At 61.8% G+C, this 22,997-nt stretch carries 24 protein-coding genes; 12 read left to right on the top strand and 12 right to left on the bottom strand.

From position 1 onward, the window contains the following. Nucleotides 1-70: 70 nt before the first annotated feature. From NKJ55_RS29580 to NKJ55_RS29600, 5 genes are all read left to right on the top strand, one after another. Entirely contained in the window at nucleotides 71-250 is a 180-nt protein-coding gene (locus NKJ55_RS29580; protein WP_023677659.1) for a hypothetical protein, read from the top strand. A 466-nt stretch (nucleotides 251-716) separates the two neighbouring features. After that, the gene (locus NKJ55_RS29585; protein WP_023677658.1) at nucleotides 717-2,594 is read left to right on the top strand and encodes an ABC-F family ATP-binding cassette domain-containing protein; all 1,878 of its coding nucleotides are present in this window, start codon (nucleotides 717-719) and stop codon (nucleotides 2,592-2,594) included. Nucleotides 2,595-2,805: 211 nt separating this feature from the next. After that, nucleotides 2,806-4,914, top strand: coding sequence for a molybdopterin-containing oxidoreductase family protein (locus tag NKJ55_RS29590; RefSeq protein WP_352452966.1), 2,109 nt, complete (start codon nucleotides 2,806-2,808; stop codon nucleotides 4,912-4,914). 56 nt (nucleotides 4,915-4,970) lie between these two features. Next, nucleotides 4,971-5,669, top strand: coding sequence for a DUF2270 domain-containing protein (locus NKJ55_RS29595; protein WP_254820271.1), 699 nt, complete (start codon nucleotides 4,971-4,973; stop codon nucleotides 5,667-5,669). 170 nt (nucleotides 5,670-5,839) lie between these two features. Then, nucleotides 5,840-8,041, top strand: coding sequence for a cation:proton antiporter domain-containing protein (locus NKJ55_RS29600; protein ID WP_502904530.1), 2,202 nt, complete (start codon nucleotides 5,840-5,842; stop codon nucleotides 8,039-8,041). A 482-nt stretch (nucleotides 8,042-8,523) separates the two neighbouring features. Here the strand turns inward: NKJ55_RS29600 and NKJ55_RS29605 are convergent, their stop codons facing one another. After that, nucleotides 8,524-9,192, bottom strand: coding sequence for a hypothetical protein (locus tag NKJ55_RS29605; protein ID WP_352452968.1), 669 nt, complete (start codon nucleotides 9,190-9,192; stop codon nucleotides 8,524-8,526). Nucleotides 9,193-9,291: 99 nt separating this feature from the next. Next, nucleotides 9,292-10,560, bottom strand: coding sequence for a DUF6161 domain-containing protein (locus NKJ55_RS29610; RefSeq protein ID WP_352452969.1), 1,269 nt, complete (start codon nucleotides 10,558-10,560; stop codon nucleotides 9,292-9,294). Between the two features lie 537 nt (nucleotides 10,561-11,097). Here NKJ55_RS29610 and NKJ55_RS29615 point away from each other — a divergent pair. Both NKJ55_RS29615 and NKJ55_RS29620 read left to right on the top strand, forming a co-directional pair. Next, complete coding sequence (locus NKJ55_RS29615) at nucleotides 11,098-11,334, top strand: DUF680 domain-containing protein (RefSeq protein ID WP_352452970.1); 237 nt, start codon at nucleotides 11,098-11,100, stop codon at nucleotides 11,332-11,334. A 276-nt stretch (nucleotides 11,335-11,610) separates the two neighbouring features. Continuing rightward, nucleotides 11,611-11,883, top strand: a complete 273-nt coding sequence (locus NKJ55_RS29620; protein ID WP_352452971.1) for a DUF680 domain-containing protein — start codon at nucleotides 11,611-11,613, stop codon at nucleotides 11,881-11,883. 110 nt (nucleotides 11,884-11,993) lie between these two features. Here NKJ55_RS29620 and NKJ55_RS29625 read toward each other — a convergent pair whose 3' ends face one another. The 9 genes from NKJ55_RS29625 to NKJ55_RS29665 all read right to left on the bottom strand — a co-directional run bounded on the left by NKJ55_RS29625 (nucleotide 11,994) and on the right by NKJ55_RS29665 (nucleotide 17,343). Then, complete coding sequence (locus NKJ55_RS29625) at nucleotides 11,994-12,509, bottom strand: SixA phosphatase family protein (protein ID WP_352452972.1); 516 nt, start codon at nucleotides 12,507-12,509, stop codon at nucleotides 11,994-11,996. Between the two features lie 9 nt (nucleotides 12,510-12,518). Further along, the gene (locus NKJ55_RS29630; RefSeq protein ID WP_352452973.1) at nucleotides 12,519-12,851 is read right to left on the bottom strand and encodes a hypothetical protein; all 333 of its coding nucleotides are present in this window, start codon (nucleotides 12,849-12,851) and stop codon (nucleotides 12,519-12,521) included. Nucleotides 12,852-12,869: 18 nt separating this feature from the next. Further along, nucleotides 12,870-13,163 (bottom strand): type II toxin-antitoxin system RelE/ParE family toxin, encoded by a 294-nt coding sequence (locus NKJ55_RS29635; protein ID WP_352452974.1) that lies wholly within the window; start codon nucleotides 13,161-13,163, stop codon nucleotides 12,870-12,872. Beyond that, a complete protein-coding gene (locus NKJ55_RS29640) occupies nucleotides 13,156-13,443 on the bottom strand; it encodes a type II toxin-antitoxin system ParD family antitoxin (protein WP_352452975.1) in 288 nt (95 codons plus the stop codon). Before NKJ55_RS29640 ends, NKJ55_RS29635 begins: the two co-directional genes overlap by 8 nt. Before the next feature lie 59 nt (nucleotides 13,444-13,502). Beyond that, on the bottom strand, nucleotides 13,503-14,210 hold the full coding sequence (gene purN, locus NKJ55_RS29645) for a phosphoribosylglycinamide formyltransferase (RefSeq protein ID WP_352452976.1): 708 nt from the start codon (nucleotides 14,208-14,210) through the stop codon (nucleotides 13,503-13,505). Further along, a complete protein-coding gene (gene purM, locus NKJ55_RS29650) occupies nucleotides 14,207-15,271 on the bottom strand; it encodes a phosphoribosylformylglycinamidine cyclo-ligase (RefSeq protein WP_023677649.1) in 1,065 nt (354 codons plus the stop codon). The genes purN and purM overlap by 4 nt, the downstream gene beginning before the upstream one ends. Nucleotides 15,272-15,382: 111 nt before the next feature. Next, a complete protein-coding gene (locus tag NKJ55_RS29655; protein WP_352452977.1) occupies nucleotides 15,383-15,790 on the bottom strand; it encodes a hypothetical protein in 408 nt (135 codons plus the stop codon). A gap of 136 nt (nucleotides 15,791-15,926) precedes the next feature. Continuing rightward, nucleotides 15,927-16,559, bottom strand: a complete 633-nt coding sequence (locus NKJ55_RS29660) for a hypothetical protein (protein ID WP_352452978.1) — start codon at nucleotides 16,557-16,559, stop codon at nucleotides 15,927-15,929. Between the two features lie 133 nt (nucleotides 16,560-16,692). Further along, nucleotides 16,693-17,343 carry a glutathione S-transferase family protein gene (locus tag NKJ55_RS29665; protein WP_352452979.1) on the bottom strand — a complete coding sequence of 217 codons (651 nt, stop codon included), beginning with the start codon at nucleotides 17,341-17,343 and terminating at the stop codon, nucleotides 16,693-16,695. Nucleotides 17,344-17,543: 200 nt separating this feature from the next. Here NKJ55_RS29665 and NKJ55_RS29670 point away from each other — a divergent pair, with 200 nt between their 5' ends. From NKJ55_RS29670 to NKJ55_RS29685, 4 genes are all read left to right on the top strand, one after another. Then, complete coding sequence (locus NKJ55_RS29670; RefSeq protein ID WP_023677645.1) at nucleotides 17,544-18,101, top strand: CDP-alcohol phosphatidyltransferase family protein; 558 nt, start codon at nucleotides 17,544-17,546, stop codon at nucleotides 18,099-18,101. After that, nucleotides 18,073-19,299 carry an AI-2E family transporter gene (locus NKJ55_RS29675; protein ID WP_352452980.1) on the top strand — a complete coding sequence of 409 codons (1,227 nt, stop codon included), beginning with the start codon at nucleotides 18,073-18,075 and terminating at the stop codon, nucleotides 19,297-19,299. The genes NKJ55_RS29670 and NKJ55_RS29675 overlap by 29 nt, the downstream gene beginning before the upstream one ends. Nucleotides 19,300-19,304: 5 nt before the next feature. Continuing rightward, nucleotides 19,305-20,006 carry a DnaA regulatory inactivator HdaA gene (gene hdaA, locus NKJ55_RS29680; RefSeq protein ID WP_352452981.1) on the top strand — a complete coding sequence of 234 codons (702 nt, stop codon included), beginning with the start codon at nucleotides 19,305-19,307 and terminating at the stop codon, nucleotides 20,004-20,006. Between the two features lie 62 nt (nucleotides 20,007-20,068). After that, nucleotides 20,069-20,350: a hypothetical protein gene (locus NKJ55_RS29685; protein WP_352452982.1), complete on the top strand. Its 282-nt coding sequence runs from the start codon at nucleotides 20,069-20,071 to the stop codon at nucleotides 20,348-20,350. Nucleotides 20,351-20,557: 207 nt separating this feature from the next. On the opposite strand, the gene NKJ55_RS29690 is transcribed toward NKJ55_RS29685, so the two are convergent. Next, a complete protein-coding gene (locus tag NKJ55_RS29690; RefSeq protein WP_352452983.1) occupies nucleotides 20,558-21,559 on the bottom strand; it encodes a GlxA family transcriptional regulator in 1,002 nt (333 codons plus the stop codon). A 131-nt stretch (nucleotides 21,560-21,690) separates the two neighbouring features. On the opposite strand from NKJ55_RS29690, the gene NKJ55_RS29695 reads away from it, so the two are divergent. Then, complete coding sequence (locus NKJ55_RS29695) at nucleotides 21,691-22,518, top strand: alpha/beta fold hydrolase (protein WP_352452984.1); 828 nt, start codon at nucleotides 21,691-21,693, stop codon at nucleotides 22,516-22,518. Nucleotides 22,519-22,997: the final 479 nt, after the last annotated feature.

The following is a 22,997-nucleotide window of genomic DNA, read 5'->3' on the forward strand; positions in this document are numbered from 1 at the left end:
GAATGCAGGAACGACACCGGCCGCGCAACCAAATCGCCGACGCCTCGTTGTCGGGCGAGAGGAGACTGCGATGAAAAAGCGCTCAATCCTGCTGCTTATGGCAGCTCTGACTGTTGCGGGTTGCGACAACAATATCCAGCCGACCAAGGCCCCTGGCGACACGGTCGATCAGAACCCGCAGGTCGACAAGAATCCGGTGCCGAAGTCGACGACCGGCGGCGATCAGCCCGGCACGCCGCCGAAACAATGACCGCCTCAAATGGCGTCGATCGGACAAGCGGCGCCGGTCAAGGAAGGTGGCCGGCGCCGCTTGGGAGGAAGCTGATGGCGCCGGCCAGGCGGAGATCAGGCCCGCCGCACATCCAAGGATAGCCGAGTCTTTCCGCAGCGTCATGGTCGATAGCGTACAGACGGCACGCCCCTGTGGACAAACCTGCCGGCCACAGCAGCGTTTGTTCATCACATAGTTCGTTCTTCCCATGGAACAAACCAAGCTGCTGCGTGTTTGGATGTCGATCGGACGCTCCCAAGGCCGCCGTTCACGAAAGAACCCGCTCTCCTTGTCCCCCCTCAGGATAGCGGGTTCTTTTTGCGTCTTGCGGGAAGTCGCGGCGCGCGGGGTCGACATCACCAGCTTTGTCGGTTTTCGCGGCTTATGCGGCGAACCGGGGCTCAAGCCCTTGCGAAGCATGGTTGTCCCGTGCAAAAGCCCGGCCATGCTGATCATCAACGACCTTTCGCTCCGCATGGCCGGACGCCTGCTTCTCGACCATGCCTCGCTGACCTTGCCGGCCGGCAGCAAGGCTGGCCTTGTCGGCCGCAACGGCACCGGCAAGACGACCTTGTTCAAGGCGATCACCGGCGATCTCGCCTCCGAAACCGGCTCGATCAGCCTGCCCAAGAACACGCGCATCGGCCAGGTCGCGCAGGAAGCGCCGGGCACCGAGGAGCCGCTGATCGAGATCGTGCTCAAGGCCGATCTTGAACGGAGTGCGCTGCTCGAAGAGGAAAAGACGGCGACCGATCCGCACCGCATCGCCGACATCCACATGCGGCTGGCCGATATCGATGCGCACTCGGCCGAGTCACGCGCGGCCACCATTCTCGCCGGCCTCGGCTTCGACGATGCCGCGCAGCGGCGCCCGGCCTCGTCCTTCTCCGGTGGCTGGCGCATGCGCGTCGCGCTGGCCGCCGTGTTGTTTGCCGAGCCCGATCTGCTGCTGCTCGACGAGCCGACCAACTATCTCGACCTCGAAGGCACGCTGTGGCTGGAAAACTACGTGTCGAAATACCCGCACACCGTGCTGCTGATTTCGCACGATCGCGACCTGCTCAACCGCGCCGTCAACTCGATCGTCCATCTCGACCAGAAGAAGCTGACCTTCTGGCGCGGCGGCTACGACCAGTTCGAGCGTCAATACACCGAGCAGCGCGAATTGCAGGAGAAGGGCCGGGTCAAGCAGGAAGCCGCGCGCAAGCACATGGAATCCTTCGTCGAGCGCTTCCGCGCCAAGGCGTCGAAGGCGAGGCAGGCGCAGTCGCGCATCAAGGCGCTGGAGAAGATGAAGCCGATCGCCGCGATCGTGAACGACGCGGTGCGGCCGTTCTCCTTTCCGGAGCCGGTGAAGTCGGTGGCCTCGCCGATCATTGCGCTGAACAACGTCAACGTCGGCTACACCGAGGGCGAGCCGATCCTGAAGAAGATGACGCTGCGCATCGATGCCGACGATCGCATCGCGCTGCTCGGCGCCAACGGCAACGGCAAGTCGACTTTCGCCAAGCTTTTGGCCAGCCGGCTGAAGCCGGAGACCGGCAGCATGACGGTCGCGCCCGGGCTGAAGGTAGCAATCTTCGCCCAGCACCAGCTCGACGACCTCAGGCCCGACGAAAACGCCTATGAGCATGTCCGCCGGCTGATGCCGGAGGCGCCGGAATCCAAGGTGCGCGGCCGTGTCGCCCAGTTCGGCCTGACCACCGAGAAGATGAACACCGCCGCCAAGGACCTGTCCGGCGGCGAGAAGGCGCGGCTTTTGATGGGCCTGTCGGCCTTCGAGGGGCCGAACCTGTTCATCCTCGACGAGCCGACCAACCATCTCGACATCGACAGTCGTGAATCGCTGATCCACGCGCTGAACGATTTTCCCGGCGCGGTCATCCTGATCTCGCACGACCGCCATCTGCTCGAAGCGACCGCCGACCGGCTGTGGCTGGTCAAGGACGGCGCGGTTAACCCATATGACGGCGACCTCGAGGATTACAAGACGCTGGTCACCGGCGTCTCCGGCGACCGCCGCGGCAAGCGCGAGGCGGACAAAGCGTCGAAGGCCGACCGCCGCCGCGATGCAGCCGCGCGCCGCGCCGCCTTCGAGCCGCTGGCCAAGGAAATCCGCGCCACCGAAGCGCTGATGGACCGCCTCCGCAAGCGCATCGACCTGATCGAGGACGAGCTCGCCAATCCGGCCGTCTACGAAAAGGACCCCTCGACCGCGACAAGGCTGGCCAAGGAGCGCTCACAACTTGCGCAACAGCTGGCCGGCCATGAGGAAAAATGGCTGTCGATGTCGGCGGAGTACGAGGAAGGCACGGCGGAGTAGGTGAGCGTAATCTCCCCGCTCGTGGGTTCCCGCCTGCTGACAGCCATTTGGAGCCGCCGGTCGTTGGAGTTTGATCAAGAGCGAGTCACACCGACGACGTAGCGATTCTTCACGCCCCCCTCTGTCCTGCCGGACATCTCCCCCACTTGGGGGGAGATTGGCTCGTCATCTGGCCCTACACCTGGTTGTCCAAAGCAGCTAGTTTGCTCCCATGAATCAGCACGCGAAGCTCAAAATCGGCCATTCGGCCTGTCCGCATGATTGCCCATCGACCTGCGCGCTCGAGGTCGAGCTGCTCGATGAAAAGCGCATCGGTCGCGTCCATGGCGCCAAGGCCAATAGCTATACGGCCGGCGTCATCTGCGCCAAGGTCGCCCGTTACGCCGATCGCGTCCATCATCCCGACCGCCTGCTGAAGCCGCTGGTGCGGGCCGGCGCCAAGGGCGAGGGCGCCTGGAAGGAAGCGAGCTGGGAGGCGGCGCTTGATCTGGTCGCTGAAAAATTCATCGCGGCGGAGGCAAAATACGGCTCGGAGACGGTCTGGCCCTATTACTATGCCGGCACGATGGGGCTGGTGCAGCGCGACGGCATCGAGCGGCTCAGGCACGCCAAAAAATACTCCGGCTTCTTCGGTTCGATCTGCACCAATCTGGCCTGGACCGGCTGGATGATGGGCGCCGGCGCGCTGCGCGGCCCCGACCCGCGCGAAATGGCAAAGTCCGACTGCGTGGTGATCTGGGGCACCAACGCCGTGGTCACGCAGGTCAACGTCATGACCCACGCCATCAAGGCGCGCAAGGAACGCGGCGCCAAGATCGTCGTCATCGACGTCTACGAAAATGCAACGATGAAGCAGGCCGATCTCGGCCTGGTGCTGAAGCCCGGCACCGACGGCGCGCTGGCGTGCGCTGTCATGCACGTGCTGTTCCGCGACGGCATGGCCGACCGCGCCTATCTGGAAAAATACACCGACGACCCGCACGGTCTGGAAGCGCATCTCAAGACGCGGACGCCGCAATGGGCCGCTGATATCACCGGGCTTTCTGTCGACGAAATCGAGGCCTTCGCCCGTCTCGTCGGCACGACGAAGAAGACCTATTTCCGCCTCGGCTACGGTTTTTCGCGGCAGCGCAACGGTTCGGTCAACATGCATGCCGCAGCCTCGATCGCGGCGGTCACCGGCTGCTGGCAGTATGAGGGAGGCGGCGCCTTCCATACCAATTCGGGCATCTTCAAGCTCAACCAGGAGCTGCTCGAAGGCACACAGATGCGCGACCCCGCGATCCGTCATCTCGATCATTCGCGCATCGGCCCGGTGCTGACCGGGGCTGAGGATGCGCTCTATGGCGGCCCGCCGGTGACGGCGCTGCTGATCCAGAACACCAATCCGGTGAATGTCGCGCCGGAGCAGCGGCTGGTGAAGCAAGGTTTTCTGCGCGACGATCTGTTTTCCTGCGTGCACGAGCAGTTCATGACCGACACCGCCAAGCTCGCCGATGTGGTGCTGCCGGCGACGATGTTTCTCGAGCATGACGACGTCTACAAGGGTGGCGGCAACCAGCACATCACACTCGGGCCGAAGCTGATCGACCCGCCGGAAGGTCCGCGCACCAACCATTTCGTCATCGAGGAGCTCGGCAAAAGGCTCGGTGTCGCCGATCGTCCTGGCTTCGGCATGACCGAGCAGCAGCATATCGACATCATTCTGGGCAAGCGCGGGCTGGGCAGCTTTTCGAGCCTGAAAGAGCAGAAATGGGTCGATTTGCAGCCGGATTTCGAGGCGGCGCACTTCCTCGACGGCTTCGGCCATGCCGACAAGAAGTTCCATTTTCGCGCCGACTGGACGGGCCAGGCGTCGCCCAACCGGCCACCGAAAAGCATGGGCCTGTTCGGGCCGGTGGCGAGCCTGCCGGAATTCCCCGACCATGTCGACCTGATCGAAGTGGCGGACGCGGCGCACCCGTTCCGGCTGACCACCTCGCCGGCGCGCAATTTCCTCAATTCGACCTTTGCCGAAACGCCGGTGTCGCAGGCAAAAGAGCGCCGGCCGGAGCTGCTCGTGCATCCCGATGATGCGGCGGCACTCGGCGTCGCCGACGGCGGCCGTGTCGAGGTCGGCAACCAGCGTGGCGAAGTGGTGCTGCACGCAAAGCTGTTCGACGGCATCAAGCGCGGCGTCGTCGTCGCCGAAGGCATCTGGCCGAACAGCGCCCATGAGCGCGGCGAGGGCATCAACGTGCTGACCGGCGCCGATGCGCCAGCGCCCTATGGCGGCGCCGCCTTCCACGACAACAAGGTCTGGCTGCGCCCGGCGGATTGAGCGTCGGAACGATATCTCCATCCGGCCGTTTTCGCGTGGCGGGTGGAGGCATTGTCATGGCAGAAGTGTTGCCGGCGCCGGATCCCATCGGAAGGACACTGTCGTCCGGCGAACTCGTAACCACGATGTCCCACTTTCATCGCGCCGAGATTGCGCGCATGGCTGGGTGGCGTGACCGCCTGGACCGGACGAGCAACTGGGCGATAACCGTTGTCGCGGCGATGCTCTCCGTTTCGCTTTCGACAGCCAGCGCTCACCATGGCGTGCTGCTGTTTGCCATGCTGCTTGTCCTGCTGCTGCTGTGGATAGAGGCCCGCCGATATCGCTTCTTCGACTTCTATCGGGCTCGCGTGCGCCAGTTCGAACGGCACTATTTCGCGCAGATATTCTCGCCGCAGCCGGACTTCGCGTCCGATTGGCTGTTGATCGTCGGCGAGAGCCTGCGCGCGCCGAAATTCCTGATTTCGCAACGCGTGGCTTTGGCGCGCCGCCTGCGTCGCAATTACATTTACATGCTGCTGATTCTGCTGCTGGCCTGGATCCTCAAACTGTCGACCCCCAGTCTTCTGACCGAAGGCGTCCGCATCGGCTTCGTCGGGTCGATGCGTGAGGCCGTCGCCAGTGCTGCGCTGGGTCCCGTTCCTGGTGGCGCCATCGTCGTGCTGGTCGCCGTCCTCTATGCAGGCCTGCTGGTGACAGCCTTTCTGACAGAGAGCGACGACGGCGAACTCTCCTTCGGTGACGTCCACGTCTAGCAACGCAACGCCCTGTCGCGCGTTGTTGGACACGTGCATTGGGCGATGGGGGTTTCATGGCTTGGCAGGCTCCGACACGTTCCAGCCTGACACTGCTGGTTTGCGCTTTCGTCCCCGCGGGCGCGGCCTGGGCAGCGGAGACGCTCGTTGCCGGTACCCGGGCCTCCGGCATGGGTGGTTCGGGCGAAGGCGCTTTCGTCGCCGAGATCGTGCTTCTGCTGCTTGTTGGGCGCGGCCTGGGCGAAGTGCTGCAGCGTTATGGCCAGCCGGCAATCATGGGCCAACTGATCGGCGGCATCCTGCTCGGTCCTTCGCTGTTCGGCTGGCTGTGGCCGTCGGCCCAGCACCTGATCTTTCCCAGCGATCCTGCGCAAAAGGGCATGATCGACGCCGTCTCGCAGCTCGGCATCCTGATGCTGCTTTTGCTGACCGGCATGGAGACGGACCTGCGGCTGGTGCGCCGGGTTGGCGCGGCCTGTTTTTCCATTTCGGCGACCGGCATTGTGGTGCCCTTCATCTGCGGTTTCGCGCTGGCGCAATTCCTGCCGGACGCACTGCTGGCCGACGCGACGCAACGCACCGTCGCCGGGCTGTTCCTGGGCACCGCGCTGTCGATCTCGTCGGTCAAGATCGTCGCCATGGTGGTGCGCGAGATGAACTTCATGCGCCGCAACCTCGGACAGGTGATTATTTCCTCGGCGATTATCGAGGACACGATCGGCTGGCTTATCATCGCCGTAACCTTCGGCATCGCCACCAATGGCAGGCTGCAGTTCGCGCCGCTGGTGACCACCATCGCCGCAGTGGCACTGTTCATGGTGTTCTCCTTCACCATCGGCCGCCGTCTTGTCTTCACCTTGATCCGCTGGACCAACGATCAATTCCGCAGCGAGTTTGCGGTGATCACCATGATCCTCATCATCATGGGCGTGATGGCGCTGATCACCAACATGATAGGCGTCCATACCGTGCTGGGGGCGTTCGTCGCCGGTATCCTTGTCGGGGAATCGCCCATCCTCTCCAGCCATATCGAAGGCCAACTTCGCGGCGTCATCACCGCGCTGTTCATGCCGATCTTCTTCGGCATGGCGGGGCTTTCCGCCGATCTCACCGTGCTTGCCGATCCGACGCTTGCCATGCTGACGGGCGCTCTCGTGGTCATCGCCAGCATCGGCAAGTTTGGCGGCGCCTTCATCGGCGCCAGGCTCGCCGCCATGTCGTTCAAGGAAGCAATCGCCGTCGGCAGTGCCATGAACGCGCGCGGCTCGACCGAGGTCATCGTCGCCAGCATCGGCCTGTCGATGAACATCCTGTCGCACAATCTCTTCACCATGATCGTCACTATGGCCGTGATCACCACGCTGGCCATGCCGCCCATGCTGCGCTGGGCGCTCGGCCGGCTGCCGGTTGGGCACGACGAGCAGCAGCGGGTCGAGCGCGAGGCGTTGGATGAATACGGCTTCATTTCCAGGCTGGAGCGGCTGCTGGTGCTGGTCGACGACAGCAGGATCGGCAAGTTCACTGCATATCTCGCCGGACTGGTCGGCGGAGGCAGCGGCATGCCCACCACCTTGCTTCAGCCGAAGGACGGCCGAATTGACAGGCCAACCGACAGCAAAGGACAGGAGCGCACCCTGAAGGAAATCAAGAAGGGTGCAAAAAAAAGCGCCCGGGCGGTGAAACGGATTGAAGATACGCTTGTCGGCAAAGTCCACCTGACGGCCCGCACCGAATTGGAAGCCACCGGTGAGACGATCGCCGAGGAGGCCCGCAAGGGATACGGCCTGCTGCTGGTCGGGCTTGACAATGTGCTGACCGCCGATGGCGCCTTCGCGCCGGCCCTCAACGACATTGCCGGAGGATTTGACGGCCCGCTTTGCCTGGTCCTGAACGGCGGCAATGCTGGCGAAAAGATGCCGACGCTGAAGGCCGGCACCAGCATTCTCGTCCCCGTCAACGGTACTCAAGTGGCGCGTCGCGCCGCCGACTTGGCGCTGGCGCTGGCCCGTCCAAACCGGGCGCGGATCAAGGTTCTCTACGTCTCGCAAAAGGCAGCCAAGGGCCGCAGGTCGACATCGGTGTCGCATAGCCGCGAAGAGGCCGTCCTGAAAGACATCGCCGACCTGGCCAGCCGCTATGGCCTGCATATCGACACCGCGTTCCATACTCGCGTCACACCCGACAAGGCGATCACCCGGGAGGCGGCCAAAGGCGCGGCGATCGTCGTAATGGGCGTCACCCAACGTCCGGGTGAGGACCTGTTCTTCGGTGAAACCGCCGGCGCTGTTTTAGCCGCCTGCAACTGCCCCGTCGTGCTTCTGGCCAGCGCGCGGCCCAAGCACGACGCTGCTGGCGCCGAGCTGGCAGCGTGAATTTCACGGCGCATCAGCCAATCGAGAACAGATCGTCCTGTCCGGAAACCACAAGCCGCAAATCGACGACGATTCAAACGGCATCTGGCGCCGGCTCTTGCTGGTGCCCTGACGATCCAGATCGGCGACCCGATCGACCGGGAACTGCTGCGCTAGCTAGCGCCGAGATCCACGCGGTCTTTGCCTGGGCAGGAAGCGACGCGACCCCGCCATGTGACCGGCAGCCGACGACAAGGAAAGCTGATTGACCTGTATCACGCCTTTGAAAAGTTCGCCGGGAGGCGTGTTCGCCTTCAATCGCTCGACGTCTTAAAGCGCTTCGCCAAATCGGCCGAGCGCAGCTTCGAAGGTCCTGACGGTCAGATGAAGCAATTCCAGAAGTCGATCAAACGGCGAGCCTTTCTATCGCGGCATCGGCATTCGCACCGAATGGCAGTCGCAGGGCGACCATGGCATGGACATGGGAAGGATAAGCGGCGAGGCTATTCGTAAATTTTCGCCAGATTTCCCAGTCCTTCGGCAAAATTTCGCACCTGCTTCTGAATTATCACGGCGTCTATGGCGATCGTTTTGAGTTCATGGGCAAGCGAGAGTCCCGCCTCGGTCGTTTTTTTACCCATCAGTTCCTTGATATGAACCCATCTCGGCCTGAAATTCTTCACCATAAGCGTCATAACTTCAAGATTCGAGGTCATCTCCGGCCCAAAGAGACGAAGGCCGGACTCGATCGCTTTCATCTCAAGTCCAATTTCGATACGATCGCAAAAGATCTTCAGCTTGTTAATCTCTTCACTCGTCGGGCGGGGAGGAGATTTGACTTCGAACTTTTTGTAGTTTCCCGCCGCGCTTTCTGCGTCATTGGCAATTCCAAGAAAATAGTTCGCCAGATAGCCCGCGCGTTCTGCTGTAAGCCTATCGCTTCGCAAATTGAGTTTAATTAACTCGTCATGTCGTTTCTGCTGGCGCTCTTCGGTCTTGTTCATGGCATTGACCGTTATGAACGCTGCAGCGACTGCCAAAGCGCCCGCGAAAAGCGTCTGATAATCGTAAAGCCATCTGGCTTGATGGTTGAGGTCGGACCAAGCCATTCCCACGATGAAACCTATGACTGCCGAGGTAATGGCCACAAACCATGCTTCGTGTCTTTCCATTTCGGAAATCTCCCGCCTGATCCTACCGTGCGGCCAGCCTTCGGCAACAGGCGCTGCAAGCTAGCTCGCAGTTCGATGTGCTCCAGTATCGAGGCGGCGTCATTTCCCTATCGCCTTGTCAATGACCTCAGTAAAGTTCGGCGGTTCGATACTATCGCTGCCATGTCCTGGCGGCGGCCTGCACAGAGCTTGCAGGATCAACGCGCGATCCTCCTTCGTTGCCGCTTGCTGCTCGATCATCTTGTAGTACGTTTCAATGATCGTGGCTCGCTGACGCGCATCGTCCATCAACAGCATAGATCGCATATTGAACCGGACCACGAGTCTAATCAGCCAAAAATAAAGCGCCAGCGGTATTGTGACCACCACCAATCGGCTAACAGTGGCGACAGTCAAGACAACGGGATTCGTTACGTCGCTGTTTTCAATGCCAGCTGCCTCGGTTAGATGCTTTAGTAGCACGATGACTGCATCATTGTCGTAAATGGCCCATGCCGGCAGTACTACCAAAAGAATGAATAGGACAAAGCCAGAAGTCACAAGTGCCCACCAGGATCCGCTCGCGCGATCGGTCCAATAAATCCTTACGCCTTGATAGGCAGATCTCGCTTTTGTCGCATCGAGGAAGCTGGAGAGCTTATCGTCCGCATCTTGCGTACTGGCGTCGATGACTGCTTGGAACGCTTCGATCTGCCCGCTCAGATCCTTGGCCCGATTCTCAAAGGCCCCTGCCTGCTTCGCGGCATTTTCTGCTGCCTCCAGTGCACCGTTTGCGCGCTCGGTCAAACTTTCAGTGGTTTCTCGAAGGGTATTAGAAGTCAGCGCAGCTTGGCTTCTTAAGTCGTCAATGAGGGTGTTAGATTTGGATGTGATCTCTTCCAACCTCTCAGCAACAATGCCTGTTCCGTCGAGCGGGGCATCTTCCACAACTCTCCAGGCGGAATAACTACCCAACTCCCGGATGACGGCAAATGGCGTGTTTGTGATATTCGGTTTCACAAATCGCCCCATCTCGTAGATGAGGCCGGCAGCGAAAGCTGCAGCGATGTCTTCGGGGCTTTGTGCTCGAGATTTGCCTATCTTCACAGCTTCGTCGAGCGAGTCATTGGTAACAATCGGGATTTCAGAAAACAGAACGCTTCGGCCTTCAACTTCAAGCACTGTGGCAGGCGCAGTGGTTGTGGCGTGGTTGATCAAGCCATCCGTGAAATCCTTAAGGCTGCTATAGACATCGGTCTCATTATTTCTCAGGCGGATCATCCTTTCCGCAAAAGCCTGGGCAATTCCCTTATAGATCTCAGTCTGCTGCTGCGCGTAAAGAGAAGTTGCCTCGCGCGAATTTTGGCCACCAGGGTCGTAGCTGTTCATCTTCAGAATCGATCTGACGTCGTTATAAGTAATCGCGTCCACTCTGATTCCCCCTCAAGCGCTAAATACATGGTCTTTCAGGGCGCGATATTGCGCAAGTGGCAGAAAATTCTCTCCCTTCGGTGTCGCGCGGCGAGGCTCGGCATCGCGCTGTCGGCACTCCGGCAAGTGGCGGCAATGCCGGCCTCTCTTACTCGCCGCGCGATCAGCATTGCGAAAGGAACAGGAACAATACAAAGCGAACCGAACGGTTCGGTTCTGTTAACGGAGTGTATAGGAAGCGGTGGACGCCGGCTCACAAAATGTCCACGCTGAAAATCACCATTGACCGCATAACAAACTGAAAAGAAAGAAGAACATTGTGGCGCAAGGAGCTGCATGTCGAATTTCAAGCGGCCAATTTGGCGCACCCGTACAAAATTTTCGTGATTGGAAACGACAGGCTTGCCGACCCATCTCGGGGTGGTCCGAGCGACGCGAATTCCTCCCGAGGCACGCCACTTGACGGACAGACCAAAGAACTACCGGAGTACCGAAATGACCAAGCTCGCTCTTACCGCCGCCGCCATCCTCGTTGCCACCGGCACTGCTTTTGCCGGCAGCGACCATTATGGCTCGGACAACGTCAACCAGCCGGCCGCTGCTGCTGCTGCCAACGTCGACAACACCTTCACCGGTTCGATCCGCAAGCCAGTTACTTCCGAGCGTACCGGTGCCAAGATAACCTCCGAGTCGGTGGCGCCTGAATCCGGCCAAGGCATCTGGGGCCGCTGATTATCACGGCCCGCAACACAAAGAGCGGCGGGCTTGGCCCGCTACTCTTGCTTTCGCGTATCAACGGGCGTGTGCGCCGAATAGCATCCTGCGCCAATCGAATACGTTGATCTGCAGGTTTCATCTGTAGCCACAATCTCGGTTGCTGAAATCGTCCAGCAACGTGCACATCGGAAAAAGCCGGGTGCGTATTCGTCGGCGCGGACAGCGCTCTCATCTCGAATGCGTCGAAAGCAACGACAACTCACGAATGACCAGTACACTGGAGTACCTGAAATGACCAAGATTGCTCTTACCGTCGCCACCATCGTCCTCGTCGCCACGGGCAGCGCCTTTGCAGGCAGTGATCACTATGGTTCGGACGGCGTCAACCAGCCGGCCGCGCCTGTTGGCAACGCGCCTGTCGGCACCATCGACAGCGGGTTTACCGGTTCCATCCGCAAGCCGCTGACGGCCGAGCACAACGCCGTCGACACCGAGGCGACGACCCGGTTCGGCACGGATCAACCCGTAGTGCCCCAATCTGGCCGGGGCAACTGGGGCCGATAGTTCCTCAAACCCCGGAGCACGAAGAGCGGCGGGCTTGGCCCGCCGCTCTTGTTTGTGCGAAGCCGGGTTTGGCCGAAAGGTCGGCGATCCCCCGGCCTGTCAGGCAGTCCCTAGCGAAGATCCTTCGGCCAAATGCAGTGCGTCAGTCGGGCGCTGCCGAAGGTGAGACCGGTCCAATCGCCGTCGACGTCGAACCGAGCCAGGGCCGCGGTGGGGTATTTTTCCGCCAGCTTCTTCAGCGCCGCTTGGTCCGATCCAGCCCCGGCAAGCCCGCGCGCGAACTCCTCCAGCCCGGGATTGTGGCCAAGCACCAGCAGCGTTCCAGTCCCCGCCTTTACTTGCCGCACCTTGGCGAGGATGTCCGCCGCCGCTGCCTCGTAGAGCGCCTGGGAAAATTTGGCCTGCACCTTCGCCGGCAATTCCGCCGAGACGAGCCGCCACGTGTCGCGGGTGCGCAGCGCCGGCGACACCAGCGCCAGCTCCGGCAGCCAGCCGCGCCGGGCCAGTTCGCGCCCGACCAGTGGTGCTACCTTCAGCCCGCGCGCGGACAGCGGCCGGTCGACGTCGATGAGGTCGGGATCGTCCCAACTCGACTTGGCGTGACGCAGGAGCAGCAGTTGCTTCATGGATTCAACTCAAGTCCAAGGGATGTCGGGCTGAAAGTCTTTCCCATATCCGCCGCCATGTCTTGCACCTGTGACGGTATCAAAACTCGCCCAAAGTGCACCAAAGATGAACAGGCCTACACGCCGTTCATCTTTATCCCATCTGACCAAAATGTCTGCTTCAGTGATGGCCCAATCGCCCGATCGAACGTGAATTGCACCGACGACGGGACCTACTCGTCCGTCCTCGATCCGACAGAGATAAAAATATGCCGTGGCACTTTTCGGATCGTCCGCCTCGTCGTACTCGAAGACGCCGGCGAGATCACGCTTTGTCCGGATCGCGCTGTCGAAAACGTCCATTTGCTTGTCCGCAATCTATCAAAACAATGCCGAGACATCGCGTGCGCCATGCACGACGCGGACGATTTCGACCCGCTGTTCGGCCAGGCGATAAAGCACGAGATAATTGCCGATCGTCAACGCTCGCACATCGGCAGCGATGTCGGGCCTCTTGGGACCGGATTCCGGGAATGTGCCCAATTGCACGATGCGCTCGGCAATAGCATCCAAAAAGCGGTCCGCGGCAAGCGGGTTGTCCCTTGCAATGCCAAACCAAATATCGATCAGGTCGTCTTCTGCCGCCGGACTGCGGACAATGCGGATGTCAGCCATTCCGCCGGTTTTTGCTGGTGTTGCCCAACCGGCTGCGGGCTTTCCGTTTTATGTCCTCGATGTCGAACGGCGCAAACGGACCGCTCTCCAGCCCTTCCGTCCAGGCTTTCCGCAACCGCTCCGCTTCGGCCTCGCGCAAGGGCTGGCGAAGCCGCCATTCGCGCAGTGCCTCGCGGATCACTTCACTTGCCGAACCGTACTGCCCGCTGGCCACCGCGCCTTTGACCATGTCCAGCAGTTCCGGGGAAAGCGCTACGCTGACTTTTTCGACTGTCGCCATCAAACCGTCTCCTCACGAAGACGGTAGCAAAATTTGCTACCAAATTCAAGAACTGACCCTCACGGCGTGATCCGCGCCAGGTGCTCGAGATCGGTCTCTTCGCGCAGCGGGTCGGGCGCGATCACCACCGACGTGGCGTTGTCGGCATCGTCGGCGAAGCGCGAAAACACCGTGCGGCCGCCTTCCATCCGCGCCTTGCCTTCGGCGACAAGGCCCAACGCCAGCGGATAAAGCTGGTGCTCGGCCTTGAGCACGCGCGCGGCCAGCGTGTCCTCATTGTCGCCGACCATCACCGGCACGGCGGCCTGGGCGATGATCGGCCCGTCATCCATGTCGAGCGTGACGAAATGCACCGTGCAGCCATGGATGCGCATGCCTGCGCGGAGGGCCCGCGCATGCGTATCCAGCCCCTTGAAGGCAGGCAGCAGGGCAGGGTGGATATTGATCATGCGGCCCTGCCGCTTCTCCACGAAGCGCGCGCCGAGGATGCGCATATAGCCGGCCAGCGCGACGATCTCGGCGCCGAACGACAAGAGGGCCGCATCGATCGCCTCGTCATGGGCTTCCTTGCTGGCATAGTCGGAGCGCGAAATCACTCTGGTGGCGATGCCGCGCGCCGCGGCGATGCCAAGGCCGGCGGCATTGGCGCGGTCGGAGATGACGCCGACGATCTCGGCCGGATAGGCCGGGTTGCTCGCCGCCGCAACCAGCGCCGTCATGTTGGAGCCGCGCCCCGAGATCAGTACGACCGTCCGTTTCCTGGTCATAGGCCAATCGAGCCCCGATAGATGACGCCGGCATCGCGGCGCGGCACGATCTGGCCGATCGGCGTCACCGTCTCGCCGGCCTCCTGCAGAACGGCAGCGACCTGCGCCGCCTGGCCGGAGGCGACGACCAGGATCATGCCGATGCCGCAATTGAAGGTCCGCATCATCTCTTCCGGCGCGACGCCGCCGGTCTTGGCCAGCCATGAGAACACCGGCGGTACCTCGATGGCGCCGAGATCGAGCTCGGCCGAAAAATCCTTGGGCAGAACGCGCGGGATATTTTCGGGAAAGCCGCCGCCGGTGATATGGGCCAGCGCCTTGATGCCGTGCGTGTTGCGGATCGCCTTGAGGATCGACTTGACGTAGATGCGCGTCGGCTCGAGCAGCGCCTCGGCCAGCGTCGCCTCGTCATTGAACGGCGCCGGATCGCCCCAGCCAAGGCCGCTTACCGCGACGATGCGGCGGACCAGCGAAAAGCCGTTCGAATGCAGGCCCGAGGAGGCAAGGCCGAGCAGCACGTCGCCTTCGACGATGTCGTCGGTCGGCAGCAGCTGGCCGCGTTCGGCGGCACCGACGGCAAAGCCGGCAAGGTCATAATCCTTGTCGTGATACATGCCGGGCATTTCCGCCGTCTCGCCGCCGATCAGCGCGCAACCGGCCTGCCGGCAGCCCTCGGCGATGCCGCCGACGATCGAAGCACCCTGGTCGGGATCGAGCTTGCCGGTGGCGAAATAGTCGAGGAAGAACAGCGGCTCGGCGCCCTGCACGACGATGTCGTTGACGCACATGGCGACCAGGTCGATGCCAATCGTGTCATGCTTGCCGGCGTCGATGGCGATCTTCAGCTTGGTGCCGACGCCGTCATTGGCGGCGACCAGCACCGGATCGGTGAAGCCGGCTGCCTTGAGGTCGAACAGGCCGCCGAAGCCGCCGATCTCGCCATCGGCGCCCGGCCGGCGGGTGGCGCGCACCAGCGGCTTGATCTTCTCGACCATGAGGTTGCCGGCATCGATGTCGACGCCCGCTTCGGCATAGGTGAGCCCGTTCTTGCGCTTGCTCATTTCCGGCGCCTGCTCATCTGTTGCGCTTGCCTGTCGCTGTTTTCACTCGCGTGCGGGCTCTTCGCATGAACGGTTTTGCCCCGCAAGGCAAGCGCGCGATTAATGGTGTTTTCAGTTGGATGCCGCGGGAACCGGGCGTGATACACTCCAACAATAAAAAGAAATCCCTGCCAGAATTGCGGCGAGGCCACCGACGGTGGCAAGAGACCTGATCTCACCGTCGAAGGGCTGAGTTCCATACGAGAAGCCGGCGGCGAGCAAAGCCGCCGCGGCAGCCCACAGACCTGGATTTACAACGACCGACCGCGCGAACAGGAACGCCACGACCGCAGCCGTCAGCCAGAGGGGCCAAAAGACGACCACGCCCACGGCCAGCTCAAGAGCGAAGGCCCACAGAAGATCTTGCGTCGCTATGTTGCGGTGCGGGGCTCCGAAAGATGCGAAAGCCAGCAGACTTTCTGTCAGTCCGGCCAGATAGCAAAGCGTTACTTGCCAAGCGATTGTGATTCTCTGCGCCATCGTCATTCAGCAGTGGGGAAATAGGCTGTCGCTTCGCGGGCTCTTCGCTTGAACGGCCGCACCTCGCAAGGATGACGGCGGGATCAGACGGTCTTGGCTCGACAAAGGAGTGGACAGTCGCCCAAGCTGCCCCCCCTTATGGACGCCTCTCTCGTTCCGCCAGAACCATGTCGACGCGGTCGAGTTGTGCCTTGGCGTAGCCGCTCAGCGCTATTCCGCCATTGTTCGTTCGAATCCAGTGCACAGCCTGCTTCACCCGCTCGTAGTGCCCAAGCTCGATTTCGCAGGCAATCAGCGCGAGGATTCGAACTGCGAAGGGCTGTGTGAATTCGTAAGGTTTGTCGAGCAACTCGCTATGTCCGGCGACGTAACTGGCGAGGTCCGGGTTCTGAGCCCTGATCCGTCGCGCCAGCTCGACATATTTCCCCAGCAACCTGTCTATGCTCGTCTGGTCAAGGTGCTCGAAGTAACGAGCATAAGCTTTCAGCTCATTGTTAAATATCGTTTCAGGATGAAACTGCGACAGTCCGGGCCAGATCCATTTTTTGCCGTACAGCCTTTCAAGCAACGGCCTGACGGTAAGAAAGTCCAGGTAAACGAGCATGTTCAAATGAACATCGCCATGGCTTGCAGTAAAGGCCTCTTCGAGAATCAGGCTGATATCGTCGCTCCGGTCGACTTCGAAGACGCCTTTCCGGATGCGGCGAAAGCCATGTCCCGTCATGAACGTATCGAGATACTTACGCGCTTCGCCAACGGCCAAAGACAAGGTTCCACTCCCTCTCTGTTGCGCATCGTGCCTTGCTAGCGGCCTATTAGTCCATCCACAGCGCGCCTTGTTTCCTAACGGCCAAAGGATAGCGCGCTTCGGGCTCGCTTCCATTTGGTTAGTTCAACGCTGGCTATTCTTCACGCACCTCTGCGTTGATTGCAAATTGCGCGGCGAAAGCCCGGATATAAGCCGGCCGAGCTTCCCCGCGCGCTACATAGGCAGCCAAGTTTTGATATTCGTCCAAAATGCCTGACATTCTTAGTCGCAGCAGCACCGATACCATCAATAAATCGCCTGCGCTGAACGTATCATCGAGCCAGTCGGCGACGCCCAAGTGGGCCGAGAGTTTGTCCAGCCGAGCGCGAACACGGTCCTTTACCAACGGCAAGCGCTCCTCGCTCCAAGGCTTGTCACGTTCGAATATTCTTGCCGTCGTTAATTCGAGGATCGGCGGCTCGACGGTGTTAAGTGCGGCAAACATCCACGTGATCGCACGCGCGCGGGCATTGCGATCCTTCGGCAGCAATCCCGCATGCTGCTCAGCAAGGTGAAAGACGATCGAGCCGGTTTCGAACAGCGAGAGAGAACCTTCCTCATAGGTGGGGATCTGGCCGAAGGGATGGATGGCCAGATGGCCAGGCGCCTTCATTTCTGCGAAGGAAACAAGACGAACCTCATACGGCTGCCCCACTTCTTCGAGCGCCCAGCGAACGCGCGTATCGCGCGCCAGTCCCTTGCCGCCATCGGGCGATCGTTCAAATGCTGTGATAGTGATTGTCATCGCGTCCGTTTCCTTGCTGGGCAAATTTCCTCGGCTTCCTATCGTGAGACGAATGAGCCTCCCCGAAATCGACATCGGTCTTGACCTATTTCATTGCTGGCGCCCTCGTGGGGAGATTGGCAGCTTCTGTGTCGCTTCTCACTTGCCGTAACCCTCCATCTCCATCATGTATCGACAAACAAGAGCGACGGGATATGCGTTTGACCATCCCCAACATGATCACGATCATGCGCTTCGTGCTGGTGCCGGCCGTGGTGCTGGCCATGCTGCAGGAACGCTGGGACTGGGCCTTTGCCGGCTTCCTCATTGCCGGCATTTCCGACGGCGTCGACGGCTTCATCGCCCGTCATTTCAACCAGTTTTCCAGGCTCGGCGCCTATCTCGATCCGATGGCCGACAAGCTGCTGCTGGTCTCGGTTTTCGTGGTCCTGGGCTTCAGCGGCGAACTGCCGCTGTGGCTGGTCGTTACCATGGTGTCGCGCGACGCACTGATCGTCTGCGCCGTGCTTTTATCCACCGTCATGGCGCATCCGGTCGAGATGAAGCCGCTCCTGGTGTCGAAGGCCAACACCGCGATCCAGATCGTGCTGGCGGCAGTGGTGTTGGGCGAACTCGCCTTCGACATCCGTCTCGATCCGCTGAGGCCGGCCCTCATATTGCTGTCCGGGGTCTTGACCGTGGCTTCGGCCGCGGCCTATCTCGTGGCTTGGCTGAGGCATATGAGCGGCTATGGCGAAGGCTCCACACCCGGCACCTGAACACGGGGCACCTGACCACCGGGCACCTGACGAACGGTCCATCGACGCTGAAGCTGAGGCTGCGGCAGCTGAGGCTGCGGCATCGGCATCGTTTCGCCGCCAGATCCGCTTCTGGCTGATCAGCGCCATCATCCTCGCCGTCTTCCTCTATGTGTTCAGCGGCATCCTTCTGCCGTTCGTCGCCGGCATGGTGCTCGCCTATTTCCTCGATCCTGTCGCCGACCGGCTGGAGCGGCTCGGCCTCTCCAGGCTGATGGCGACGGTGGTCATCCTCATCGCCTTCATCGTCGTCCTGGTGCTGGCCGTCGTCATCCTGGTTCCGGTGCTCGCCTCGCAGATGGCTGATTTCGCCAGGAAGCTGCCGGACTATCTGACCCGGCTGCAGGGCCTGATCACCAGCTTCGACCCGAAATGGCTGGAAGAGAAATTCGGCGTCGACGCCAACGGCCTGCGCGAAGGCCTGAACTCGCTGCTGACCTCCGGCTTCGGCCTCCTGACCACCGTCTTCACCTCGATCTGGAGCTCCGGCGTGGCGCTGGTCTCGGTCGTCAGCCTGTTCGTGGTAACGCCGGTCGTCGCCTTCTACATGCTGCTCGACTGGGACCGCATGGTGGCAATCGTCGACAGCTGGGTGCCGCGCGATTACGTCAAGACCGTCAGGACGATCGCCAAGGACATCAACACGGCGACCGCCGGCTTCGTGCGCGGCCAGGGCACGCTGTGCCTGGTGCTCGGCGCCATGTACGCCACCGGCCTGACGTTGACGGGCCTGAATTTCGGCATCCTCATCGGTCTGTTCGCCGGGCTGATCTCCTTCATCCCCTATGTCGGCTCGCTGACCGGCCTGGTGCTGGCCGTCGGCGTCGCCTTCGTCCAGTTCTGGCCGGACTGGACCATGGTCGCAGCGGTGGCCGGTGTGTTCTTCGTCGGCCAGTTCATCGAGGGCAACATCCTGCAGCCCAGGCTGGTCGGCAAAAGCGTTGGCCTGCATCCGGTATGGCTGATGTTTGCGCTGTTTGCCTTCGGCGCGCTGTTCGGCTTCGTCGGCCTGCTGATTGCCGTGCCGGCCTCCGCCGCCGTTGCCGTTCTGGTGCGTTTCGCCATCGCCCGCTATCTGGAATCGCCGCTCTACAAGGGCCATGCCGACGAGCCGGTGCCGCCGCTGCAGGTGCGGCGCCGCGGGGGCGCGCGCGGTTGAGCCAGATGCCGGACAAGATCGATCCGCCGCGTCAATTGCCGCTCGATCTAGGCCACGGCACCGGCTATTCGCGCGACGAGCTCGTCGTCTCCAGCACCAACAGCCAGGCGGCGGCGCTTGTCGACCGCTGGCCGGACTGGCCGTCGCCGGTCGTTGTGCTGGCCGGGCCGGCCGGCTCGGGGAAAACCCATCTGGCCTCGATTTGGCGGACCCGCGCCGACGCCGTGAAAGTGGAGGCCGGCCGCATCGGCGGCTGCATCGAAAACCTCGGTCCGCATCCGGCCCTGATCGACGATATCGATGCCGAACCGATCGATGAGCACGGCCTCTTCCACCTGATCAACGCGGTGCGCGGCGCCGGCTCGAGCTTGCTGTTGACGGCGCGGCGCTTCCCGTCCGCTTGGGGCGTCAGGCTGCCCGACCTGGCGTCGCGGCTCAAGGCGGCGGCTACCGTCGAGATCCACGAACCCGACGACCTCTTGCTGGCCGGCGTCATCACAAAGCTGTTCGCCGACCGCCAGGTCGAGGTCGAGCCGCATGTCGTGCAATATCTGGTGCGCCGCATCGAGCGCTCGCTGGCCACTGCCATGCGGGTCGTCGAACGGCTCGACCGCACCGCGCTGGAGCGCAAGACGCCGATCACCCGCGCGCTCGCCGCCGAGACCGTCAGCGCCATGGACGAAGGGCAGGGCGAGTTCGAGATATAGCGGGATGATCTCGTTTGGCGGGTGTGCTAATCAAGTCGATCTTTTTGACAGTAGGTATTGGAATGAGCCCGATCGTCAGACGAATCGCACTGATATGGCTTGTCTCATCGCTGTTCTGGTCGGCGATCGTGGTCAAAGAGATGTTCGATTACGCGGACTTGATGCTCAGGGCTTACGGCGAGGAGCCTGCTCATATCACCTGGCTCAGGCAAGCCTTTTCGGAGTTTTGGCCAGCTATTCCCTGGGGCTCGGCCGTGATCCTGGTCGTGGAAGTCGGAGGCGCATTACTGCTGATTTCAGGAATTCGGCTGATCCGGCACATCAGGCAAAAAGCCTCGGCGTGAACATCAGGGACCTCACTTCCGTCTGTGTCCCATTTCGAGAAAAAAGACTGGCACCTGTCTTGCAACAAAGAGCTTGCCGGCTAATCCCGGTCCTGATTGCGTATCAAATCAGGTAGTAGGCTCGCCGGGAGATGGGTGGTTGGGGTTCTCGCCCGGCGAGCTTGCCTTTGGCAGCATCGAATCGATAGCGCCATTGCGCGGCTGGCCTCAGCTCTCTCCGCCTGCAATCACCGCTCGTTCCGTGCCAAAGCGCTTGCGATAGTCGCCGGGTACCAGGCCGGTTATCCTGGCGAATACTTTGCGGAACGAGCCGGGATCGTCATAGCCGATCTCCCAGGCGATCTGGTCGATCGACCGCATCGTAGTTTCCAGCATCTCGCGCGCCTTGCCGACGCGCAGGTGCTGACAATATTCGGTCGGCTTGAGGCCGGTGGCGCTGCGGAAGCGCCGCAGAAAAGTCCGCTCCTCCAGCCCGGCATGCTCTGCCATAGCGCCAAGCGTCACGTCGCGGGCGCCGTTCGCCTGCAGCCAGTGCTGCACCTTGAGAATCGCTTCATCGCCATGGGTCAGTCGCGGCGCAAACGGACTGTAAAAACGTTGCTCGCGGCCCGGCGGGTCGACCAGCATGAAACGCGCCGTGTCCATCATCACGGTCGGCCCGAGCACCCTGTCCACGAGCTTGAGGCCGAGGTCGGTCCAGGCCATGTAGCCGCCGGCGGTGATGATATCGGCATCGTCGATGACCAGCCTGTCGGCGTCGAGCAGGATGTCTGGAAAGCGCAGCGCCAGCGCGTCGCGATAAGCCCAGTGCGTCGTCGCCGCACGGCCGGACAACAGGCCGGTTTCGGCAAGCACGAAAGCGCCGGCACAGACCGAACCGAGCGTCGCGCCTGCCGTGTGGCGATCCCTGAGCCAGCCGGCATAGGGCGCGGCTGCTTCCCGAGCGATCGGATCTCCCAAGGTCGGCGGGAGGATAACCATGGCTGGTTCATTGTCGGCGCCGGGGTCGCTGTCGAAGGTGCGGACTACGGTGTGGCCCGCGTCCTCCAATTGCCAATGACTGACGCGAAGCCTCGCCGCCTCGGGCGACCGCTCGACAGCCAGCCGGTTTGCCAGCATGAAAAGATCGGTCAGGCCGAGCACGGCCGCTTCCTGCACGCCGGGATACAAGACAAGGCCGATTTCGATCAGATCACGCGCAGCCGTCATTTGTCAGTTTTGCCACGTTGATTGTCCGTTTTGCCAATGCTCACCCTGGCCGCACTGTTATAATTTGCCTAGCTGAAGGGGGCTAAAAGCTTCCCTGTTACCCCCCGACTTTTCCATCAAGGAGTAGGACGATGAGCACATTCACCACCCATGACGGCGCCGAGATTTTCTACAAGGATTGGGGCAAGGGCCAGCCGATCGTGTTCCATCACGGCTGGCCGCTGAGCTCAGACGATTGGGACAACCAGATGCTGTTCTTCCTCGAAAAGGGCTACCGCGTCATCGCCCATGACCGCCGCGGCCACGGCCGCTCGTCGCAGACCGCGACCGGCAACGAGATGGACACCTACGCCGCCGATGTTGCGGCGCTGGCGGAGCATCTCGATCTCAGGGATGCGATCCACATCGGCCACTCGACCGGTGGCGGCGAGGTGGCGCGTTACGTCGCGCTTTATGGCGGCGGCGGCCGTGTTGCCAAGGCGGTGCTGATCGGCGCCGTGCCGCCGATTATGGTCAAGACCGACAGCAATCCGGGTGGCCTGCCGATCGAGGTCTTCGACGGCTTTCGCGCCGCTTTGGTCGCCAACCGCGCCCAGTTCTACAGGGACGTGCCGGCCGGCCCGTTCTATGGCTTCAACCGCGAGGGCGCCAAGGTCTCGCCAGGCGCCGTCGACAACTGGTGGCGCCAGGGCATGATGGGCGGCGCCAAGGCTCATTACGACTGCATCGAGGCCTTTTCCGAGACCGACTTCACCGACGATCTCAAGAAGATTGAGGTTCCCGTCCTGATCATGCACGGGGACGACGACCAGATCGTGCCGATCGCCGATTCCGCGCTGCTTGCGGCCAAGCTGGTGAAGCACGGCACGCTCAAGGTCTACAAGGGCCTTCCGCACGGCATGTGCACCACCCATCCGGAGATCATCAATCCGGATCTGCTGGCCTTCATCCAGGGCTGACGGCTTGCATATCGGACGGGCAGCCCGGGCTCGTGCTGTCCGTCCGTCGCTTAAACATGACCGGCGACGGGAGACACACTCGAGCGTGATCCGCTTGCCCTGCCGACGAGATTTGCTTGATGAATGGTCGGAGTGGAGAGATTCGAAAACGCCCCTCAGCCTCCGCAAGTCCCCTTAACGTACTGATATCGTTAGCCTTCGTAAATAGGCCGCTCGCAATCTCTTAGCAGCATTTCTAAGCAGTTTCAACCAACCCGAAGCACGCGCGATGATGAGCCATGAGACACCAACCCCCGGATCGCTCCCAGGGTCGATCACGCGAGGGCTCCAATTTACGTGACAGCGGGCGGACTTCCCCCCTGGGGGCCTCGGCCTAGCGGCCTCCACCTCCAGCGCCTCGGCCTAGCGGCCTCCACCTCCAGCGCCTCGGCCTAGCGGCCTCCACCTCCAGCGCCTCGGCCTAGCGGCCTCCACCTCCA

The sequence above is a fragment of the Mesorhizobium sp. M0106 genome, from assembly GCF_040322715.1.
Taxonomy (GTDB): Bacteria; Pseudomonadota; Alphaproteobacteria; order Rhizobiales; family Rhizobiaceae; genus Mesorhizobium.